The sequence below is a fragment of the Caballeronia hypogeia genome, assembly GCF_001544875.2.
GTDB classification, from domain to species: Bacteria; Pseudomonadota; Gammaproteobacteria; order Burkholderiales; family Burkholderiaceae; genus Caballeronia; species Caballeronia hypogeia.
Genome location: NZ_FCOA02000002.1, coordinates 556,137 through 576,564 on the forward strand (window position 1 = coordinate 556,137; position 20,428 = coordinate 576,564).

General features: G+C 63.1%; 23 protein-coding genes. 14 read left to right on the forward strand and 9 right to left on the reverse strand.

Annotation, left to right across the window (positions count from 1 at the left end; translation table 11 throughout):
* Window positions 1-6 precede the first annotated feature (6 nt).
* Window positions 7-969 carry a 2-hydroxyacid dehydrogenase gene (locus AWB79_RS05795; RefSeq protein ID WP_061166398.1) on the forward strand — a complete coding sequence of 321 codons (963 nt, stop codon included), beginning with the start codon at window positions 7-9 and terminating at the stop codon, window positions 967-969.
* Here AWB79_RS05795 and AWB79_RS05800 read toward each other — a convergent pair.
* Window positions 941-1,444, reverse strand: coding sequence for a universal stress protein (locus AWB79_RS05800; RefSeq protein ID WP_061166399.1), 504 nt, complete (start codon window positions 1,442-1,444; stop codon window positions 941-943). The two genes, AWB79_RS05795 and AWB79_RS05800, sit on opposite strands and share 29 nt — an antisense overlap.
* Window positions 1,445-1,585: 141 nt before the next feature.
* Between AWB79_RS05800 and AWB79_RS05805 the strand changes: the two genes are divergently transcribed.
* From AWB79_RS05805 to AWB79_RS05825, 5 genes are all read left to right on the forward strand, one after another.
* Entirely contained in the window at window positions 1,586-2,854 is a 1,269-nt protein-coding gene (locus tag AWB79_RS05805; RefSeq protein WP_061166509.1) for a LysR family transcriptional regulator, read from the forward strand.
* Window positions 2,855-3,013: 159 nt separating this feature from the next.
* Entirely contained in the window at window positions 3,014-3,682 is a 669-nt protein-coding gene (locus AWB79_RS05810; RefSeq protein WP_061166400.1) for an O-methyltransferase, read from the forward strand.
* Between the two features lie 110 nt (window positions 3,683-3,792).
* Entirely contained in the window at window positions 3,793-4,416 is a 624-nt protein-coding gene (locus AWB79_RS05815) for a hypothetical protein (RefSeq protein WP_061166401.1), read from the forward strand.
* A 65-nt stretch (window positions 4,417-4,481) separates the two neighbouring features.
* Window positions 4,482-5,000, forward strand: coding sequence for an RNA polymerase sigma factor (locus tag AWB79_RS05820; protein ID WP_061166402.1), 519 nt, complete (start codon window positions 4,482-4,484; stop codon window positions 4,998-5,000).
* The gene (locus tag AWB79_RS05825; protein ID WP_061166403.1) at window positions 4,997-5,806 is read left to right on the forward strand and encodes an anti-sigma factor family protein; all 810 of its coding nucleotides are present in this window, start codon (window positions 4,997-4,999) and stop codon (window positions 5,804-5,806) included. The genes AWB79_RS05820 and AWB79_RS05825 overlap by 4 nt, the downstream gene beginning before the upstream one ends.
* 7 nt (window positions 5,807-5,813) lie before the next feature.
* On the opposite strand, the gene AWB79_RS05830 is transcribed toward AWB79_RS05825, so the two are convergent.
* Together AWB79_RS05830 and AWB79_RS05835 are read right to left on the reverse strand one after the other, a co-directional pair.
* The gene (locus AWB79_RS05830; RefSeq protein WP_061166404.1) at window positions 5,814-7,391 is read right to left on the reverse strand and encodes a SulP family inorganic anion transporter; all 1,578 of its coding nucleotides are present in this window, start codon (window positions 7,389-7,391) and stop codon (window positions 5,814-5,816) included.
* A gap of 83 nt (window positions 7,392-7,474) precedes the next feature.
* On the reverse strand, window positions 7,475-8,122 hold the full coding sequence (locus AWB79_RS05835) for a carbonic anhydrase (RefSeq protein ID WP_061166405.1): 648 nt from the start codon (window positions 8,120-8,122) through the stop codon (window positions 7,475-7,477).
* Window positions 8,123-8,401: 279 nt separating this feature from the next.
* On the opposite strand from AWB79_RS05835, the gene AWB79_RS05840 reads away from it, so the two are divergent.
* The gene (locus AWB79_RS05840) at window positions 8,402-9,229 is read left to right on the forward strand and encodes an alpha/beta fold hydrolase (RefSeq protein WP_061166406.1); all 828 of its coding nucleotides are present in this window, start codon (window positions 8,402-8,404) and stop codon (window positions 9,227-9,229) included.
* A gap of 24 nt (window positions 9,230-9,253) precedes the next feature.
* On the opposite strand, the gene AWB79_RS05845 is transcribed toward AWB79_RS05840, so the two are convergent.
* Window positions 9,254-10,108 carry a polysaccharide deacetylase family protein gene (locus AWB79_RS05845; RefSeq protein ID WP_061166407.1) on the reverse strand — a complete coding sequence of 285 codons (855 nt, stop codon included), beginning with the start codon at window positions 10,106-10,108 and terminating at the stop codon, window positions 9,254-9,256.
* Entirely contained in the window at window positions 10,105-11,190 is a 1,086-nt protein-coding gene (locus AWB79_RS05850; RefSeq protein ID WP_061166408.1) for a glycosyltransferase, read from the reverse strand. The genes AWB79_RS05845 and AWB79_RS05850 overlap by 4 nt, the downstream gene beginning before the upstream one ends.
* Window positions 11,191-11,708: 518 nt before the next feature.
* On the opposite strand from AWB79_RS05850, the gene AWB79_RS05855 reads away from it, so the two are divergent.
* Both AWB79_RS05855 and AWB79_RS39330 read left to right on the forward strand, forming a co-directional pair.
* Complete coding sequence (locus AWB79_RS05855; protein ID WP_061166409.1) at window positions 11,709-12,119, forward strand: hypothetical protein; 411 nt, start codon at window positions 11,709-11,711, stop codon at window positions 12,117-12,119.
* 378 nt (window positions 12,120-12,497) lie between these two features.
* Window positions 12,498-12,752 carry a hypothetical protein gene (locus AWB79_RS39330; protein WP_157695696.1) on the forward strand — a complete coding sequence of 85 codons (255 nt, stop codon included), beginning with the start codon at window positions 12,498-12,500 and terminating at the stop codon, window positions 12,750-12,752.
* A 68-nt stretch (window positions 12,753-12,820) separates the two neighbouring features.
* On the opposite strand, the gene AWB79_RS05860 is transcribed toward AWB79_RS39330, so the two are convergent.
* Window positions 12,821-13,576 carry a FadR/GntR family transcriptional regulator gene (locus tag AWB79_RS05860; protein WP_061166410.1) on the reverse strand — a complete coding sequence of 252 codons (756 nt, stop codon included), beginning with the start codon at window positions 13,574-13,576 and terminating at the stop codon, window positions 12,821-12,823.
* Window positions 13,577-13,636: 60 nt separating this feature from the next.
* On the opposite strand from AWB79_RS05860, the gene AWB79_RS39335 reads away from it, so the two are divergent.
* Together AWB79_RS39335 and AWB79_RS05865 are read left to right on the forward strand one after the other, a co-directional pair.
* On the forward strand, window positions 13,637-13,831 hold the full coding sequence (locus tag AWB79_RS39335; RefSeq protein ID WP_157695697.1) for a hypothetical protein: 195 nt from the start codon (window positions 13,637-13,639) through the stop codon (window positions 13,829-13,831).
* 357 nt (window positions 13,832-14,188) lie between these two features.
* Entirely contained in the window at window positions 14,189-14,611 is a 423-nt protein-coding gene (locus AWB79_RS05865; protein ID WP_061166411.1) for a hypothetical protein, read from the forward strand.
* A gap of 77 nt (window positions 14,612-14,688) precedes the next feature.
* Here AWB79_RS05865 and AWB79_RS39340 read toward each other — a convergent pair whose 3' ends face one another.
* Window positions 14,689-14,952 (reverse strand): hypothetical protein, encoded by a 264-nt coding sequence (locus tag AWB79_RS39340; RefSeq protein WP_061166510.1) that lies wholly within the window; start codon window positions 14,950-14,952, stop codon window positions 14,689-14,691.
* Window positions 14,953-15,106: 154 nt separating this feature from the next.
* Here AWB79_RS39340 and AWB79_RS05875 point away from each other — a divergent pair, with 154 nt between their 5' ends.
* Window positions 15,107-17,788, forward strand: coding sequence for an excinuclease ABC subunit UvrA (locus AWB79_RS05875; RefSeq protein WP_061166412.1), 2,682 nt, complete (start codon window positions 15,107-15,109; stop codon window positions 17,786-17,788).
* A gap of 19 nt (window positions 17,789-17,807) precedes the next feature.
* On the opposite strand, the gene AWB79_RS05880 is transcribed toward AWB79_RS05875, so the two are convergent.
* Together AWB79_RS05880 and AWB79_RS39345 are read right to left on the reverse strand one after the other, a co-directional pair.
* Window positions 17,808-18,524 carry a YdcF family protein gene (locus tag AWB79_RS05880; protein ID WP_061166413.1) on the reverse strand — a complete coding sequence of 239 codons (717 nt, stop codon included), beginning with the start codon at window positions 18,522-18,524 and terminating at the stop codon, window positions 17,808-17,810.
* Between the two features lie 27 nt (window positions 18,525-18,551).
* Entirely contained in the window at window positions 18,552-18,704 is a 153-nt protein-coding gene (locus AWB79_RS39345; RefSeq protein ID WP_157695698.1) for a hypothetical protein, read from the reverse strand.
* A 228-nt stretch (window positions 18,705-18,932) separates the two neighbouring features.
* Between AWB79_RS39345 and AWB79_RS05885 the strand changes: the two genes are divergently transcribed.
* The gene (locus AWB79_RS05885; RefSeq protein WP_061166414.1) at window positions 18,933-19,184 is read left to right on the forward strand and encodes an acyl carrier protein; all 252 of its coding nucleotides are present in this window, start codon (window positions 18,933-18,935) and stop codon (window positions 19,182-19,184) included.
* Window positions 19,181-20,425, forward strand: a complete 1,245-nt coding sequence (locus AWB79_RS05890) for an acyl-CoA dehydrogenase family protein (RefSeq protein WP_061166415.1) — start codon at window positions 19,181-19,183, stop codon at window positions 20,423-20,425. The genes AWB79_RS05885 and AWB79_RS05890 overlap by 4 nt, the downstream gene beginning before the upstream one ends.
* Window positions 20,426-20,428 lie beyond the last annotated feature (3 nt).

Genomic DNA, 20,428 nt, shown 5'->3' on the forward strand with positions numbered 1-20,428 from the left:
GCATCGATGTCCGACTGCAACGACTCTGACGTGAAGTTACCGCCGGTGCTGCGCATCGGCGAATTCCCGGCGAACGCGCATGCGTTGCTGCAGGCGCGGTTCGCGCCGGTCTCGCTCGCGGACATCGATCACGACGACGCGCTGCGCGAGCGAGTCGGCGCGATCGTCACGCGTTCGAATTACGACATCGATACGGCATTGATCGAGCGCCTTCCAGCGCTGAAGATCATCTCGACGAGCGGCGTCGGTTTCGATCGCATTCCGGTCGGCTTCGCACGCGAGCGCGGCATCGTCGTCGCGAACACGCCCGATCTGCTGAATGCGGCAGTCGCGGAGTTGACCGTGGGGCTGTTGCTCGCGCTGCTGCGGCAACTGCCGCGAGCGGATCGTTTCGTGCGTTCCGGCGCTTGGTCCGGCGGCGCGTTCGCGCTCGGCTCGAGTCTCGCGGGCAAGCGGGTTGGCATCGTCGGCATGGGACGCATCGGCAAGGAGATCGCCTGTCGGCTCGCTCCTTTCGACGTGGAGGTCGCTTATTACGGGCGCACGAAACAAGCCTTGCCGTATGAATGGTTCGCGCATGCAACCGACCTGGCGCGCTGGTCCGACATATTGATCGCGGCGTGCCCCGGCGGCAGCGAAACACGTCATCTCGTGAATGCGGCCGTGCTCGATGCGCTCGGCGCGCGAGGCCTGCTCGTGAATATCGCGCGAGGCTCGGTCGTCGACGAAGGCGCGCTCATCGAGGCACTCGAGCGAAATGCCATCGCCGGCGCTGCGCTCGACGTATTCGAAGATGAGCCGCTCGAAGCGTCGCCGCTTTGCGCGTTGGACAACGTCGTGCTGAGCCCCCACATCGGCAGCGCAACGCACGAAACACGCATGGCGATGGCTCAGCTCACCGTCGACAACATCGTGTCCTTCTTTTCGACGGGCAAGGCGATTACGCCTGTACTCGCGACTGCCCCCTAGCGAAGGAGGCGCTGATAACCGGCGCCTCTTCCGCAACCGACGCTGAAGCGATGAGCACTTCGCATCGGCTTCGACGGCAGACCGTATTGCGCACGTGACTCCAGCCGATGCCGAAGAAGCGGTGTCGCTTCGCGCCGAGCACGACGAGATCGGCATCGAGCAGTTCCGCTTCGGCGGCGATCAAGCGCCCGATACTGCGGCCATCGCGCGGAAGTGTGCGCGTGCGCCATTGCGCTTCGATACCCGCGCGCCGAAGCATCTTTTCGCTATTGCGTCGAATCGCGAGCGCGAGTTGATTGACGAGCGCCGGCGTATCGCAAAGCATGTCCGCCTGCCAGCCGGCCCACCACGGCGCGGAATCGATCACATGCAGGATAGTGAGGCGCGCGCGGCTATCACGCGCCCGCGCGATGGCGGTCGACAACGCGGCCTCGCTGAAGCCCGGTCCTACGGCGACGAGAATATGCTGGTACATGGCGCAACCCTCCGATCATTGAACGACGTCTCTGGCGAAACATCCTTGTGCATGACGTGATGATCGGCGCTGAAAATTAGCGGAAAGTGAGAGCCCGTTTCGCGACGCGTTACCATGCGATAAATCAAACTGATGACGACCATGGATAACCGCGAACTGCTCAATCTCGCGTACTTGCGCGCATTTCGTCTCGTCGCGGAGACGGGCAGCGCCACGCGCGCCGCCGCCGCGCTGTTTCGCGCGCAATCGGCGGTCACGCGGTCATTGCAGGAGCTGGAAGCCGCTGTCGGCGAAGCGTTGCTGGAACGCCGGCCTTCCGGCATGCTCACCACGCCCGCCGGGCGCGCGGTGCTCTTGCGGTGCCAACGCATCTTTGCGGAACTGGAAGAGCTGGCGCAATGGTGCGCGACGCGCCAGTCGCGCCGCAGGACAACGACCGGCGGCACGCTGCCCGCCTTCCTGCTCAACACGCGCAGGCTGCAACTGTTTTCCGCGCTCGCGCGGCACCGGCACATGCCGAGCGCGGCGCAGACACTGGGGTTGAGTCAACCGGCGGTCAGCAGCGCGATTCGCATCATGGAGACGGGCGCGGGCATGCAGTTGTTTCATCGCAGCCCGCGCGGCCTGCTGCTCACGAGCGAAGGCGAAACCTTCGTGCTGCACGTACGTCGCGCGCTGAACGAACTGCGCCACATCCCCGACGATCTCGCCGCCTTGCGCGGCACCATTCAGGGTTACGTGATCGTCGGCGCGCTGCCGCTCGGCAGAACGCTGATTCTGCCCGGCGCGATCGCGCGGGTCGCGGCGCAGTATCCGGGCGTGCGCATCGTCACGGACGAAAGCTCGTATGAAACGCTGGTCGCGGGACTGCGCGCGGGCGACATCGACTTCGTGCTGGGCGCGCTGCGTCAGAACGATGCATCGAGCGGACTCGTCAACGAGCGTCTCATGTCCGAGGACATCGTGGTGATCGCGCGGCGTGCTCATCCGCTCGCGGGCACGAGCGGTCTTTCTCTCAAGGACATGATCGCCGCGCAATGGATCCTGCCGCGCAGTCAGGCGCCCGCGCGCGGCATGTTCGAGGCGCAGTTCAAGCGCTGGAAGCTGAAGCCGCCGATGCCGACGGTCGAAACCGCCGACCTCGCCGTCATCCGCGGCCTGCTGATGGATACCGACATGCTCGCCGCCGTGTCGGCGCAACAGTTGCATTACGAATGCGAGTCGGGCGAGCTCGTGGTGCTGGACATTCCTCTGCAGAACACGCGGCGCGAGATCGGTCTGACGATGCGCGCCGGCGGCACGCCATCACCCGCTGCCCGCGCAATGGTCGATGCGATCCGTCTCACGGTCGATCAGGTCGGCCACGCGATGCGGCGTGATGCCGCCGGCAACCCGAAGGTCATCGCCTGATGACTCGAATCGATCATTCCAAGGTTGCGCACATGTCACGACGATTGCAACGCGTGCGCCGGGGCATCTGAAACATTTATCGCACTGCTGCGCTTTGCACGGATCTCTTCGCGTGCTGTATGGTGTCGTAATCGCGGCCCGGGGCCCCAAGGAGATCCAATGAACGAACAGCAATGGATTGCGATGGACGAGTATCTGTGCGAGCGTACGCAAGCGCCCGACGCGGTGCTCGACGCGGCGCTGAGAGCGAGCTCCGAGGCGGGACTGCCCTCGATCAACGTCGCACCGAATCAGGGCAAGCTCCTGCAGATGCTGGCGAGCCTGCGCGGCGCGCGGCGCATTCTGGAGCTCGGCACGCTCGGCGGCTACAGCACCATCTGGCTCGCGCGCGCCCTGCCCGCCGACGGCACCCTGCTGACCTTGGAGGCGCTCGAACATCACGCGGACGTCGCGCGCCGCAATATCGCGCGTGCGGGACTGGCGGGCGTGGTGTCGGTAATTGTCGGCGACGCCGTGCAGACGCTCGAAGGCTTCGTGCGCGACGGTATTCCGCCCTTCGATTTCGTGTTCCTCGATGCCGACAAGAAAGGCTATCCCGAGTATCTGCGTCTCGTGCTGCGTCTGAGCCGGCCAGGCACGGTGATCGTCGCGGACAACGTGATACGCCGCGGTCAGGTCGCGGATACCGCGAGCGTCGATCCCGACGTAATTGGCGTGCGCAAATTCTTCGACCTGCTCGCGGAAAACCCACGCCTTTCGTCCACCGCGATGCAGACGGTGGGAAGCAAGGGATGGGACGGTTTTTCCATTTCGATCGTGTCCGAATGAAGGTCCGCGCGAGCCCGCGTCTCTCGTCTGCAAAATAATAAAAAAAACCGGAATAAAACGCGCGTCGCGCATGTTAGCCCATCGAGAGTTCACGAAATCGATGCACCGACATGGACGACCCGCTCATCAAACGGAACCTGCGCGCCTTCGCGAACGGCGGCCTGCCGCCTGCCCGTGCGGAGCGGGCCGGCATTCGTCTGTGTGCGCGGCCGGATGAGAGCGGGGGCGTCGAGTTTCACTTGCCCGTGCGGGCCGGAAGCGTCTGGCGCAACGCGCTCTTCGGCGCATGCGTTGTCATCGGGATCGCCGGCTGGTGCGCCGCGTCGCACGTGTCCGCTGACATGCTCGATGCCGCCGCCGTCATGGCCCTGATGGAAACGTCAGGCGGGCGCGGCCCGAACGCTGCGCCGCTCGTCTCGCATGATCCCCACTTCATCGAACTGACGCCGGTCGGATTCGAACTGGTCGCGAGCAGGACACGCAATGCCGGCAAGCTCACGCATATCGACGAGTTCGATTATCGGAACGCGGATGGCGACGCGGTGATCCTGCTCACCGCGCGCGCGCCTCTCGCAAGCGAAGAGCCACACTGGAGCGCGCGGAGAGTGGGCGATCTTCGTCTGCTGGCCTGGACCATCGGCGGCAAGCGCTATGTCCTCGCGGGGCATGCCGGCACGCGGGGGCTCATGCACGCCGCCGACGCGTTGACCATCGCGGCCCGGAAGGCGGAATAAAATGCGAGCCGGATCGTTCAGGAAATCACGCGGCCCACATCGCCAGTCGAACGACGGATAGCGCCATGAACATCCGCGACGACCTGATGGAGCACATCCCGCGACTGCGCCGCTATGCGCGTGCGCTGCTCAACAACCGCGAGCTCGCCGACGATCTGGTGCAGGACACGATCGAACGCGCGTTGTCGCGCACCGACCGGTTCGAAGCAGGTACAGACTTGCGTGCGTGGCTTTTCACCATCATGCACAACGTATTCGTGAATCAGGTGAGCCGCGCGTCGGCGCGTGCGGTGCATGTGTCCGTCGACGATAACAGCATCGACGAACGCGAATTCGCGGTGTCGGGCGATCCGGTCCGTTCGCTCGAAGTGCGCGATCTGGACTTCGCACTTCAGCGCTTGCCCGACGAGCAACGCGAAGTCGTGCTGCTCATCGGACTTGAAGAGATGAGCTACGCAGAAGTGGCGATCGCGCTAGACATTCCCATGGGCACCGTGATGTCGCGGCTGTCTCGCGCGCGCGAGCGGCTGCGCGTTTTGATGGCGGGCGCACAGCCCGGTGCGAAACTGAAGGTGGTGCGATGAGCGACCAGCAGGCTCCGATCAGCGAAGAAGAGCTGCACGCCTATGTCGATGGCGCGCTCAGCGCCGAACGCCGCGAACAGGTCGAGCGCGCGATCGAACTCAACCCCGCGCTGGCCGCGCGCGTGAGCGATTATTTCTCTCTCAACAACATGTTCCATGAGCGTTACGACCGCGTGCTCAACGAACCCATTCCCGCGCGCCTGCGCACGCTGAAAAAGCGCCGCTGGCCGGGCGCGGCGAACTGGCCGCGCTTCGCGGGCATGGCGGCGGCGCTGGTGCTGGGTATCGGCATCGGTGTGGGCACGAATATCGGACGCGATGTCTCGAAGATGTCCAATACCCGCGCCGTCAGTACCGATGGCATGGAAGGCATGGCGCGTCAGGCCGCGATCGCGCATGTGGTGTACATGCCGGCAGTCGATCGCCCGCTCGATATCGGCCGGGATCGCGAGCAGGACTTCGTGCAATACCTGTCGAACAAGCTCGGCACCGACGTGCATCCGCCCATGCTCACGAAGAGCGGTTTCGAGCTGATGGGCGGGCGCATCCTGCCCGGCGAAAACGGCGACGTCGCGCAGTTCATGTATCGCGATGCGAAGGGCGAGCGCGTGACGCTGTGCATCTCGCATCGCAGGACGAGCGCGAACACCACCGCATTCAAGCTGTATCAGGATGGCCCCGTCAACGTGTTCTACTGGATCGATGGCGACTTCGGTTACGCGGTGTCCGGAGGCATCGACCGCAAGGTGATGCTCGAACTCGCGCACGATATCTATGCGCAACTGACGCCATCGACACCAGGTTGAATCACGCTCACTCCGATGTCATGCCCTGTCGCGTGAGACCCGGCCATCGCCCGCGCAACACACGCACCCTTGCTTGCGCCTGCGCGCGCGGCAGCTTCCTGCATTCGACATGCATGCCGCGCGACTCCGCCCCCGCCACGAACTTCTCGATCTCCTCGCGCACGTCCGGGTCGATATAGTCGGCACGCGATGCGTCGAGAATCACGGTCGCGCCATCGGGAATCGCGCGCAGATGATGCTTCAGCGTGACCTTTGCGAGAAACGACACGTCCTTGCGGAAGGTCAGAAGGTAGTGGTCGTCGTGCTGCGTCATCGTGATCGGCCGCCGGAGATTCGCGCGCAAGGCCAGCGCGAGACTGCACGCGATGCCGAGCAGAATGCCGATCAGGAGATCGGTCAGCAGCACGCCGGCGATCGTGACGACGAACGGCGCGAAGCGTTCGATGCCTTGTTTCGCGACAGCCGCGAACAACGATGGTTTGGCGAGCTTGAGACCGGTGAAGATGAGGATCGAGGCGAGACACGCGAGCGGAATCAGGTTGATCACGCTGGTCAGCGCGAACACGCTCACGAGCAGCAGCATGCCATGCACGAACGACGACCAGCGGCTCTGCGCCCCCGCATGCACGTTCGCCGAACTGCGCACGATGACCGACGTGATCGGCAGCGCGCCAATCGCACCGGCCATCATGTTGCCGATGCCTTGCGCCTTCAGTTCGCGATCGGGATGCGCCGCGCGCTTCTTCGGATCGAGTTGTTCGACGGCTTCGAGGCTCAGCAATGTTTCGAGACTCGCGACGATCGCGAGCGTCAACGCGAGACGCCATACGTCGGGATTCACGAACTGCGAGAAGTTCGGCAATGCGAGCGCGTTGGTGAAAGCCGAGAACGATTCGAGCGACGGCAACGCCACGCGATGCTGCGCGGGCGGCGCGAAGCCGGGCGCGAACAGGTCGAGCAACAGCGTCATGCCGATGCCTAAACCCACCACCGCAAGCGGCGCCGGCACGGCGCGCACGAACGCGAAGCGGCGCATCGCGCGCGTCTCCCAGGCCGCCAGTATCGCGAGCGATACGACGGCCACCGCGCACGCCGCCATCGATACTGGACCGAAGGGCGTGCCGAGCATGCCGGGACCGCTCGCGGCCGGCGCGCCATGATTGGCAAAGCCTGCAGCGAGCGGCATCTGCTTGATGACGAGCAAAAGACCGATGGCCGCGAGCATGCCCTTGATGACCGACGAAGGCACATAAGCCGCGAAGCGCCCTGCCTTCAGCATGCCGAAGCCGAACTGGATCGCGCCCGAGAGCAACACGGCGAGCAGGAACGCGGAGAAGCTGCCGAGTCCCGCAATGCCGTCGACGACGATCACGATCAGCCCCGCCGCCGGGCCGCTGACACTCAATTGCGAGCCGCTCAGCAACGCGACGACGAGCCCGCCGATGATGCCCGACAGCAAGCCTGCGAACGGCTCGACTCCGGACGCATTGGCAATGCCCAGACACAGCGGCATCGCTACGAGAAACACCACGGTGCCCGCGAACAGATCACGCGGGAATGTGGCCAGACGGTGACTTGAATTCATGAATTTCCTTGGCGCGAGTGGGAGCCTGCGAAGCTCGCCTGAGCGACTTCACATTCGAAAAGCAAACGTTTGCGTAAAGTCGGCTAGGCGGCGCGAAGCGATGCGGCCTGCATGCGCCCGATGTCCTGCGCTTCGCTCTCTTCCGGATAGCCGGAAGCAAGCACCTTGATGAGGCCGTCGTTGAGGCCGAAGATCCATCCATGCACCAGCGGCGGCTCGTCACGTCCACGCACGATCGCGTGCTGGCGCAACAGACGCACTTGCTCCAGCACGTTCAGTTCGGCGAGCCGGTTCGCGCGTGCATCGAGTTCGGAGAGTGCATCGAGCTCATCGCGGTGCCGCTCGCCCAGCGCGCACAGCGGCGCGATTCGGCGATTCACGTGCGGCAAGTCGCTCGACAGCGGCAGAAGCGAGGCGCGCACGCCGCCGCATCCGTAATGGCCGCACACGATCACGTGATCGACTTTCAGCACGCGCACCGCGTATTCCAGCACGCTCATGGTGTTGTCATCGGATGGTGAGAACAGGTTCGCGATGTTGCGGTGAACGAACAGGTCGCCGGGATTCGCGTTGGTGACCGTTTCGGCCGGCACGCGGCTGTCCGAGCAACCGATCCATAGAACCTTGGGGCTCTGCCCTTGCGCGAGACGCGGGAAGAATTGCGCATCGGCATGCGCTGTTTCGCGCGACCAGGCAATGTTTTCCAATAGCATTCGTTTCGGTCGATTCATGCAGTTCTCTCCGGAAGCAGACGAAACTTCTGACGGGCCGACACTGCGTTGCAGCGCAGCGAGTTTCTTACGAATAACTTTCGCAGAAAAAGTTCAGCGGCGTCCAGAGAAAAAAATCGGCGTGGCGAAATAGCTTTTGATGCACCAGAAAAGGGCTTTTCGATAACCTTCGACCGCGTAAATGATGCACTTGGCGGTCCGGTTTGTTGCAATGGATAGCTTCGGCGTCTGTTAATCTTTGCGCTTCATTTATTGCTTCGCGTCCAGTTCGCCAACACCATGACCGATCAGGCAGCAGCCACCGAAGCCGTGCATTTCGCCGAGTTGAATGGCGGCGAGTATCCGGTACGCATCGAATATCGATGGTTGAATCCCGAACGCGTCGATGCGCCCGTCGCCGTGTTCCTGCATGAAGGTCTGGGGTCGATCGCATTATGGAAGAGCTGGCCGCAGGCGCTCTGCGACCATTTGAACTGCCGTGGCCTGGTCTATTCGCGTCCTGGCTATGGGCGCTCGACGCGGCGCAGGACCGGTGAAACGTGGCCGGTCGAATTCCTGCACACCCAGGCACGGCAAGTGTTGCCCGCCTTTCTCGATGCGCTCGATATCGGCGCGCGCGAACGCTCGCGCATGTGGCTCATCGGCCATAGCGACGGCGGCACGATCGCCCTGCTCTATGCAAACGCATTCCCCGAAGCGCTCGCCGGTCTCGCGATCATGGCGCCGCATGTATTCGTCGAGCCGATGACGGTCGAAGCGATCGTCGCGACGCGGACCACCTACGAGACGACGAAGTTCAGGGAAAAGCTGAGCGCCTATCACGACGACGTCGATTCGGCCTTCTACGGATGGAACGAGGCGTGGCTCAATCCAGCGTTCCTGCATTGGGACATCACGAACGAGATCGCGACGATCCGTCGTCCGCTACTCGCGATTCAGGGCCATGATGACGAATACGCATCGATGCTGCAGATCGAAAAGATCAAGGCGGCCGTCGATCATACGCAACTGCTGAAGCTGCCGAAGTGCGGACATTCACCGCATCGCGACGCGGCCGATGCGGTGAACGATGCGATCGCGGCGTTCGTTCACGCGCACCGCGACTGATGGCAAGCAGGATGGCAAGCGCGCTCAGCGCTTGATGCTGAGATACGCGCGGCTGATTGCGGGCCGCGTATGCACCCACAGCCGCGACGCCAGCCACGAGGCCGGCCGATCGCGCACTTCGAGACGGTTGATCGAGCGCTCGGCGTCGGCGGATGCATTGCGATCGAGCGGATTCGCGCCGACATTCGTGCCTGCATCGCACGTGTAGAAATGCCGGAAGCCCGCGCCCAGCGCGATCTCGCGATAGTCGTCGTCGTAATAGCCTTGCGGCCAGCACAGATGATCGGACACCTCGCCCAGACGGGTCCGTAATGCCAGACGCGCCGCGCTCAAGTCTTCTTGCAGACGCTCGCGCTTTTCACCGGACGACCCCGCGACGCGATCCCAGCGCACATGACTGTGCGTATGGCTATGAAATTCGAATGTGCCGGCCTCGCGCATCGCCTCGATCTCGGACCAGCGCAGAATCACATCGTCCGTGCGGCCGTTCTCTATCGCGCGTTCGCCAGCATGATGATCGAGCAAGGGCGGCAGCGTCGCGCCCGCGTGCGACGCGTTCGGACGCACGAGGCCTTCGCCCGGCCAGCTGCTCACGAGAAAACACAGCGCTGTGAAGTCATGTTTCGCCAGCGCAGGATGCGCGTGCACCCAGTTGTCGAGATAGCCATCGTCGAAGGTGATGACGATAGACTTGGCCGGCACATCCTCGCCGCGCAGAAACGCAGCGAGTTGCGCCGATCCGATCGTGCGATATCCCGCCTCCGCGAGATAGTCCATCTGCGCCGTGAAATGTTCGGGATTCACCGTGATCATGCCGGGCGATGTGCTGATGTGGTGGTACATCAGCACCGGCACGGCGCGAGCGTTACTCCGGCTCATCTGCGATGACCTCGCTCGCTGAGTGCGCGTCGATAGAACATCGCCGTTTCGTTGGCCATGTCGCCAACCGTGAAGCCGCGCTCGGTGATGCGCAGGCTCTCGCGGCGCAGACGTTGCCGCAGATCCGGTTCATCGATCATGCGCGCGAGCGCCGCGCGCAATGCGACCGGATCGCGCGGCGGCACCAGCAGGCCGTTCACGTTATCGTCGATGAGTTCGGGCACGCCATCGACGCTCGTGCCGATCACCGGCAGACCCGCCGCCATCGCCTCGATGAACGCCTGACCAAGCGCTTCCTGATGCGTGGGCAGCACGAACAGGTCGCTGCCGCGGAAAATGTTGGGGACGTCCGTGCGAAAGCCCAGCAGATGAATGCGATGCGCGAGACCGAGGCCATCGACGATGCCCTTGATGCGATCGAACCAGGGACCATCGCCCGCCATCACGACATGCAGGTTCGGATGCGTCTCCAGCAGCGGGCCCACCGCCGCGATCAGGTCCTCATGGCCCTTCTTGTCTCGCATGATCGCGACCATGCAGGCGATGAACGCGTCCGGTCCGAGATCGAGCTCCGAGCGCAGAGTCGAATGCGCGACGGACTGCGGCTGGTTGATGCCGTCGTAGATCGTGTGCACGCGCTTCTCCGCGACGCCCGCGGAGATCAGATAGCGGCGCACGTAATTGCTCACCGCAATCACGCGATGCGGGATCCACGTATAAGTCGCCAGTGAGCTGATGGGCAACGCGAGATGTCTCGTTCGCACGATGAGCGGCGTGCGCGCGAGTCGCCCCGCCGTGCCCGCGACGAGGCTGTCATGACCGCTGTGCGTGTTGAGAACATCGAACGCACGACGGCGCAGAAGCCCCTTGATGCGCAGCATCGACTGCATGTCGCCGCCGCCACGCATGCGCGCGTGATGCACGGTGAACCCCAGTTCGGAGCAACGCTGACCAAGCCGCGCTTCGCCGGGACAAATCAGTTCGACCGTATGGCCGCTCTCGCGCAACGCCACCATTTCCTTCAACGTACGGATTTCCTGACCACCCCATCCCGTCGAGGACTCACTATGCAAGATCTTCAAATGCCTGGTCTCCGCAGCCTTGCCGGCGCTGGCTTGAAATAATTGGTAATAATTCAATTGCCTTTCTGCCCTGCGAAATTTGTAATCAAATAGAAGGCGTGAGTATAAGAGCCTCGATTGAGGCACTTGTGAAGGAACTTGCTGAATTTACAAGCATTGAAAACGCGTGCTGCTTGTGCAGTCCGACCTCCGCTCTGACGAATCGATGCTCTGCTCGAAGGGCGCAGGTCGATTGGCGTGGTTCGGCTGAGCGACCGGATGACCTATTGAGCTAACGGACCGGAGAGGATTTGGTTGACTTGTAGCTGGCATTTTTGCCAGTTTTAGTCATTTTGATGTTATCGCGAAATCCCCATGATTCGAGCTAAACCATTATTAGTGCGGGCTCTTAAGCCAGTCATAAGAAAACGGTCGCTGCGCCTTATATTTTTATTATGTTATGAACTTACTTAAAATAGATAACCGGCGAACGCTTCCCATGCGTGATAACTTGGATTCGATCTCCGAGGAGTCCGGCCATGCTACTTTCCGATGAAGAACTTGCCCGCCTGCAATCCGTCGCGCCGTTTTTGCAAAGCGAAGCGCGACAGGCGCTGGAGGCCGAAGCCGACTATGAAGTGACGATGGAGCTGCAAGCGCATTTGCAACCGGGTCTGCGCGTACGCGCATCGGAGCCGTCGCACTTCATCGCGGATCGCGATGCACCACCCTATCCGGTCGACCTCTTCGTCGGACTGCCGCTGAACGAGCTGCGCGCCCTGTCTCACGCCGATGACGCGACGCGCGAAGCGGAAATCGCCCGCTTCGGTGCACGCTTCTCGCCTCGTTTACTGCGTGCCATCGCGAAGATGACGCCGCATGAGATCGATCTCGATGCGGGCGTACAGAGCGAAGCGGGCACGATGTCGGTCATGCTCGACGAAAACTAGATAGTGCGTTGTGCGCTGGTTTTCGGCATGAAGAATGCAAAAAGCACGAGCAACATCGTGACGAGGGCGCTCGCGATCGTGAAGCCGCACTCGAGCGAGAACAGCCAGATGGAGCCGGCATACCGCCCGAGCGCTCCGGCAAGCACGGTGGCGGCAAATTTGCCCGCATGATTGAAGCCTTAGTTATGGCGGGGGTGCGCGGGCAACATGCGATGTCCGACGAGCCTGAGAGTCAATTCCGCGAGTCACGGCGGTGTGATCCCCAAGGCCGCGCCGAGCCCGCGCGGCATGCACGACACCCAGACCCGGATCGAACTCGATGACGGGACATGCGAGCCTCACCAGCAAGCCTGATATCGCGACGAGAAGACGCTTCGCGTGAAACACATCGACGAGCAACACGGGACAGATGCTGGCCGCATCCCGTTGCCGGTTGCCTTTGAGAAATACCGTGAGAAACGGCCCGAGGCCATCGCGCGCGTCGGCCGTCAGGAAGTCGAGTACGTCAAGACTGCGCGCGGATGGCGCGCACGCCGCTTATGGCGTCGAGTTTCGCCCCGCGTCGGCCGGATCGTCGAGTGCCGCGCTCACGGTGAATCCTGTCCACCGATCAGCCGCGAAGGCGCACCGTGAACCGCGATAGCAAATCGCCCGTCTGAAACGAGCGGACCAGCGCGCGAGTCGAATCTGACCGCCTTGCCTCAAACCGCGTCCTGCGGCTTCGCCGAAGCTTCATGCGCGCGCCTCAGGCGCTCGCGACTGTTCGACAAATGCATGCGCATCGCCGCGCGCGCCGCCTCGGGATCGCGACGCTCGATCGCATCGTAGATATCTTCGTGCTCGCGGTTCACGCGATCGAGATAGCTGCCCGGATCGTTATGTGCGAGCGCAGCCGAGTTGACACGCGTGCGCGGAATGATCGTGTTGCCGAGCTGGCTCAGAATGCTGTGGAAGTAGCGATTACCCGTGGCCTTCGCGAGCTCGAGATGGAACGCGACGTCGGCGGCGACGGCGTTACCTTCGCCCGCCTCCACCAGCCGTTCGAACTCGTCCAGCGCGCGGCGCATCTGCGCGAGATTCTCGTCGGTGCGACGCATCGCAGCGAGACCGGCAGCTTCCGCTTCGAGACTGATACGCAGCTCCAGTATGGCCATGACGTCGCGCACGGTAAGATCGCCCGCGGCTTCGATCTGGAAGCGCTCCTGATCACCTCCTTCGAGCACGAAGGTGCCGATGCCGTGACGCGTCTGCACGAGGCGCGCGGCCTGCAGGCGCGAAATCGACTCGCGCACGACCGTGCGGCTCACGCCGAGCTGCGCCATGATTTCGGATTCCGTCGGCAGCTTGTCGCCCGGCTGCAGCGCGCCGCTGCGGATCCGCTCGGACAACTCGGCGACGACTTCCTCGGTGAGATTGCGAGAGCGGCGTAATGCGCCGGACGACAGTGCTTGGGACATGGCGAAGGCCGATCATGAGAGTGCTGATCGCCCATTATAGGGCGCGAGACAGCTTGTACGATGACTATTGACTCGATGCGTCTGCCTGCATGTGTGCATTCGCCCGATTTAGAAGCAGTGTTCGCTTTAATTCGGCGGCTGGTTGGCGACCGGCACCATATTCCCGGAGCGCTCGAAATCAACCGTAAAAAGATTCGCAAAATCATTCGTTTAGGGACAAAGCAACCCGTTGATAAACCGAGTGTTGCGGCGTAAAGTTCAAGTACCGCATGAAGTAAATCAAGTTAGCCACGCAGCGTATGCCTGCAATCTGGCGGTTCCCGTTCGTCTTTAGCCGGGGAATTCGCTTTATCGTCTGGCTCGCGAATTCCATGTCCGCATCGGTTGGATTCGCCTTCTTCTCGCGCACTCGCGGGCCAGAGCAAACCGGTTCACCGGCCTGTCGCCGCGGGTGTCGGCGCGCTTCGCCACACGACTCATCAAGCGCATCGCGCCTCCCGCGCACCACATTCGCATTCGCGCGGCAGCCAGTGCACATCCGTATTCACAATCGCCGGAATCACGGCGATACTGACGCGCAGCATCGTGGTGGGCAGGCAAGGAGACAAGCAAATGATGCGTGAAGTGACCGGAGCGATATTTGGCTCCCGTAAGCTCGACGAAGCATTGGAAGATTTACGCGCGGAAGGCATCGCGGGCGACCGGGTGCGCCTCGCGACCCTGAGTGGTTTCGCCGATTTCCGCACTCAACAGGTGCAGAGCGCCGCCTCGCAGACGCAGTGGATCTCGGCGGAGTACGCCGGCCACGGCGAGCACCTCGGCGTGGTCGATACCCACGACTACCCGTTCGGGCTCGATGTTTCCGGCGACGATATCCTCCCTTCGTTCGGCGCCGACGGCGGCGATGCGGACACGTCCTGCGGTATTACACGCGTGATCGTCAGCATTCGCGACGAAGCCGAGATGCGTGCCGTGTGCGATATTTTTTCCCGCCTCGGCACCGACGATATCGACGTGGAAAACGCGCCGGCCTGATCCGCATCACGCACAGCGCGCGCGGTTAGCGCGCTTCATCGCGCGTCACTCCGTCATCACGCTGGCGCGTTGGCGCATCATTGCACAGGCTGTGTCGTTTCCGTCGACGCTGGCTTTGCCTTCTTCTTGTGCTTGGAATGAAACCCGCCGTGGCGTGTGCTGCCGGGCGCGGACGTGTTGTCACCTCCCACCGTCGGCCCGGCGGTCGCCGCGCCGTGCGCGTTGCCCCCTCCCGACCCGCCGTTGCCATTGCCGCCCGACTGGGCCATTGCCGCGCCCGACACGCCTATCGCCAGGCTCGCCGTGAGCGCCAATAAAATCCTCGATCCGACCGTACTCATGTTCGCCCTCCTTGGGCTGAGGTCCGCTCTGGTTTTTCGCAGGCAAAGTGCATAACGCAAAGTGCATAACGCAAAGTGCCACCCGGCATATGGCATGCTGCATGCAAACCTCTTCACTTCCAGCGCCGCGTCGGCCTTCAGACACCTTCCAGCCATGGATGTCCGCAAAGCTTTTTCAAAATCCACCGCAAGCGACGATGCCGCGCCTGCATCGAGAGCAGGTTTCGTGCGCGTTCGCGGCGCACGCGAGCACAACCTGAAGAACGTCGATGTCGACGTGCCGCGCGATGCGCTCGTGGTTTTTACAGGCGTTTCGGGATCGGGAAAATCGTCACTCGCGTTCGGCACGCTGTACGCGGAGGCACAGCGCCGTTACTTCGAGTCGGTCGCGCCTTATGCGCGGCGGCTGATCGAACAGGTAGGCGTGCCGCAAGTCGATTCGATCGAGGGCCTGCCGCCCGCCGTCGCGCTCCAGCAGCAGCGTGGCGCGCCGAACGCGCGTTCTTCGGTCGGAAGCGTGACGACGCTGTCGAGCCTCGTGCGCATGCTGTATTCGCGTACCGGCAGCTATCCGCCAAAGCAGCCGATGCTCTACGCCGAGGACTTTTCGCCGAACACGGTTCAGGGCGCATGCCCCGTGTGTCACGGCCTGGGGCGCGTGTACGAAGTCACAGAGAAGTCGATGGTGCCGGACGATTCGCTGACGATCCGCGAGCGCGCGATCGCCGCATGGCCGCCGGCGTGGCACGGGCAGAATCTGCGCGACATCCTCGTGACGCTGGGCTACGACGTCGACAAACCGTGGCGTGATCTGCCGAAGAAGGACCGCGACTGGATTCTTTTCACCGAGGAACAACCGACCGCACCCGTCTATGCCGGCCTCACGCCGAAGGAGACGCAGGCGGCTCTGAAGCGCGGCGCGGAGCCGAGCTATCAGGGCACGTTCACCGGAGCGCGCCGCTATGTGCTGCACACCTTCGCGCACACGCAAAGCGCGCTGATGAAGAAGCGCGTGTCTCGCTTCATGATCGGCAGCGATTGCCCCGCATGTTCGGGCAAACGGCTCAAGAAGGAAGCGCTATCGGTAAAGTTCGCCGGGCTCGATATCGCCGAGTTCGCGCGGCTGCCGCTGAATCGTCTCGCGGAATTGCTCGCACCGATCGCGCGTGGCGAATGGGCCGCGCAAGATCCGGCGCCCGGACGGACACTCGCGAAGGAAGACCGGCGCGCGGCCACGGCGAAACGCGTCGCCGCGGGCGGCTCGGCCCACCAGGCCGCGCCCGATGTACGCCGCACGCCGAATCTCTCGAATGAGAAACGCGCCGCCGCCGCGCGCATCGCCGCGGAGCTGCTGGAACGGCTCGGTACGCTGACCGATCTCGGTCTCGGCTACCTCTCGCTCGATCGCGCGACGCCCACGCTTTCGTCCGGCGAACTGCAGCGCCTGAGGCTCGCGACGCAACTCGCGTCGCAACTCTTTGGCGTCGTGTATGTGCTCGACGAACCCTCCGCCGGACTGCATCCCGCTGACAGCGAAGCGCTTTTCGCCGCATTGCAGCGCCTGAAGGCCGCGGGCAATTCGCTCTTTGTCATCGAGCACGATCTCAACACGATGCGCCGGGCCGACTGGCTCGTCGACGTGGGCCCGGCCGCGGGCGAAGCAGGCGGACATGTGCTCTACAGCGGTCCACCGGAAGGTCTCGCATCGGTCGAGGCATCGCAGACCCGCAGGCATCTGTTCGCGGCGGATCGAATCATCGAACGCGCCGTGCACGAACCACGCGGCTGGCTGCGACTCGCGGGCATCACGCGCAACAACCTGCATGGCGTGGATGCCGCGTTTCCGCTCGGCGCCTTCACGGCGGTCACCGGCATCTCGGGCTCGGGCAAGTCGAGTCTCGTGAGCCAGGCACTGCCGGAGCTCATCGCGGAGCGGCTCGGCCGCGCGCTCGACGACGCTCAGGACGACGAGCAGGACCCGCTCTTCGCGACCCGCGATGCACCGGCAGACGGGCGCATCGTCGCGGGCATGGAGACGATCAGGCGTCTCGTGCGCGTCGATCAAAAGCCGATAGGCCGCACGCCGCGCTCGAATCTCGCGACCTACACCGGTCTCTTCGATCACGTCCGCAAGCTGTACGCGGACACGCCCGCCGCACGAAAACGCCGCTATGGCGCGGGGCGTTTCTCGTTCAACGTCGCGCAGGGACGTTGCCCGACTTGCGAGGGCGAAGGCTTCGTGAGTGTCGAGCTTCTGTTCCTGCCGAGTGTTTACACCTCGTGCGCGACCTGTCACGGCTCACGCTACAACGCGCAGACGCTGGAAATCGAGTGGCGCGGCAAGAACATCGCGGATGTGCTCGGCATGAGCGTCGACAGCGCATGCGAGTTCTTCGCCGATGAACCGAACGTGATGCGCCCGCTCGCCGTGCTGCGCGATATCGGCCTCGGTTATCTGCGGCTCGGGCAACCCGCGACAGAGCTTTCCGGCGGCGAGGCGCAACGCATCAAGCTCGCGACCGAACTGCAGCGCGCACATCGCGGCGACACGCTCTATATCCTCGATGAACCGACGACCGGTCTGCATCCCGCCGACGTAGACCGCCTCATGACGCAACTGCAAGGTCTCGTCGATGCTGGCAATACCGTGGTCGTCGTCGAACACGACATGCGCGTGGCGTCGGTGAGCGACTGGGTCATCGACATCGGCCCGGGTGCGGGAGAGGACGGCGGCGGAATCGTGGTCGCAGGCACGCCGCAACAGGTCGCAGCGCACCCGGCGAGCCGCACAGCGCATTACCTGCAGGAAGCGCTGGGCTCCGGTCGCACGTTGTGAGCGCATGCCCTGACGGTATTCAATACAAGCCAAGCAAGCGCCACACGTAGAAACGTGCGATACCGACCAGCTCGTGGAGCGCGCTATTCGAATCGAACCATCCTCGCGGATGCGGCACCCACCACGACATCGGACGGCGCACGATGGCCACCGCCGGTTGCGGATCGAGGTCGAATGCAGCGAACGCGAGCAGCGCGCGGCGCATGTGTAGCGACGACGTGACAAGCACCGACGTGTCGTATTGCCGCGACCGTAGGATCTTTTCCGTATTGCGGGCGTTCTCGTATGTGTCGAGACTCTTGTTTTCGAGGATCAGATCCGCCCGGTTCACTCCGGCATCGAGCAAGAGGCTGCCGTAAAGATCCGCTTCGCTTTGTTCGTGTCGCTGAGGATTGCCCCCGCTCATGACGACCAGGCACTCCTTCTCCATTTCCATGCAGCGTCTGTAGAGCGAACTCGCGAGAACGATGCGCGTCATCGAATCGCCCTTCGGCACCAGCAGGCCATGACGATCGTGCTTGGTCCCGCCGCCAAGCACGATGATCACCGTGCGCGTGCCGAAGCGTGGCTCGTGCATGGTGTCGTAGCCGGAGTTCGCAAGGCGCACAAGCGGGCCCGGCAGCCAGCTTCCGAGCAGCCAGAACACCGCGCACGCCAGAAGAAAAATCGCGACGCGCCGTTTCTTCCACACAACGAACAGCACGACGAATACGAGCAACAGAGAGATCAGTACCAATTACCTCACCCGTGACATAAATTTCAATTAGCTTTCAATCGCGCATGGTTTTTGCGAGAGATTCGTCGCGAGATATGCAGGAATTACTGGCATGGCCGCTACGCCACGGCAGGCGTGAGTTTGAATGATTTCGAAGAAGCCCTGCGTGCTTGATAACGCACAAAACACCGCTTCGCTCATAGAAGCTCTCCGTGCGCCATCGCACGGACGCACAGGCCTCGTAATTCGTTAAATACGATCAAACAAAATAAGAAGCAGTGTGTGCGAGGACTTTCGTGAAAACGTCTTCACGGGATAGACAACACCGCTGCCGTTTCGCCCCGGAGCGAACGCGACATTCGAAAAGACAACATCGTCGCAGTCCGGATCGTTTGCACCGTTGGCCGGGTACAAGGGAAAACACAGACAATGAAAACTGAATTGCGCCGTATCCTCGCCGAGTCCGCTCGGCTCGACGTTCCCATCGACACGCTTTCCGACAGCGATGATCTCTACGCCGCGGGTCTTTCCTCTCTCGCGACCGTGCATGTGATGCTCGCGATCGAAGACGAGTTCGACGTCGAGATTCCCGATCACATGCTCACGCGCCGGCTGTTCTCGAGCGTCGATTCGCTCGCGTCCGCCGTCGAAGAGCTGCGTCGCTCGCAGGCGGCCGCATGAACGCGCCCGCTCAGGAGCTGGAAGCGGCCGAGCTCGCGAACGCCGTGAACGCCCGGAGCGAAAGCGAGCTGATCGAGGCTGCGAAGCGTGTCGCCGTGATCGCGGCGAAGCACGCCGACGCGGTGGATCGCGAAGCACGCTTTCCCGCCGAAGCCGTTGCGGCAATGCGCGAGGAGCGGCTCTTCTCGGCGATGATCCCGACAACCTGCGGCGGCGACGGTTTGTCGCTCACCGGCGTCGCGCGCCTGTGCGAAGCGATGGCGCACGGCTGCGCCTCGTCGGCGATGATCTATGCGATGCATCAGAGCCAGGTCGTGTGCATCGTCGAGCATGGCGCGAACGTGCCGTGGCAGCGCGCGTTTCTCGCGCGCATGGTGAACGAGCAATTGTTGCTGGCGTCGGCGACTTCGGAAGAGAACATCGGCGGCAACATGCGCACGAGCGCCTGTGCGGTGGATCTCGTCGATAACGCTTTCCGCATCGAGAAGCTCGCACCGACCATTTCGTATGGCACCTACGCGGACTGCATTCTCGTGACGGCGCGCCGTCATCCGGATGCACCGCCCTCCGATCAGGTGCTGATCGTGGCGCCGCGCGAGACGCTCACGCTCGAGCCGCGCGGCACGTGGGACACGCTCGGCATGCGCGGCACGTGCAGCGAAGGGCACCGGCTCGTTGCGAGCGGCATCGCGGAACAGATTCTGCCGACGCCGTTCTCGAAGATCGCCGACGAAAGCATGCTGCCCGTATCGCATACCTTGTGGTCGTCGGTATGGTGCGGCATTGCCGCCGACGCGGCCAACCGCGCGCATCAGTTCTTCCGCAATCAGGCGCGTGGCAAGCCCGCGTTGCCTCCGTCGGCCGCGCGCCTTTCACAGGTGCTGACGCTCATCAAGATGATGCAGGCGCGTCTGCGCGAATCGCTCGCCAATGTCGAAGCCGCGAGCGCAGCGCGCAAGTCGGTTCAGCGCGATGACGACGACGCGCCGCTCACGGCGTCGATCGGCATCAACGCGGACCTCAACATGCTCAAGCTCGCGATCTCGCAATCGGCTGTGCATGTCGTGCAGGAAACGCTGATGATCTGCGGCATGGCGGGCTACAAAAACGACACGCCGTTCAGCGTGGGGCGTCATCTGCGCGATCTGCATTCGGCGCCGCTCATGATCAGTAACGACCGTATCGAATTGAACACGGCAAATCTGCTGCTCGCGCAGCGCACCGCAACGGGGACCCTTTGACGA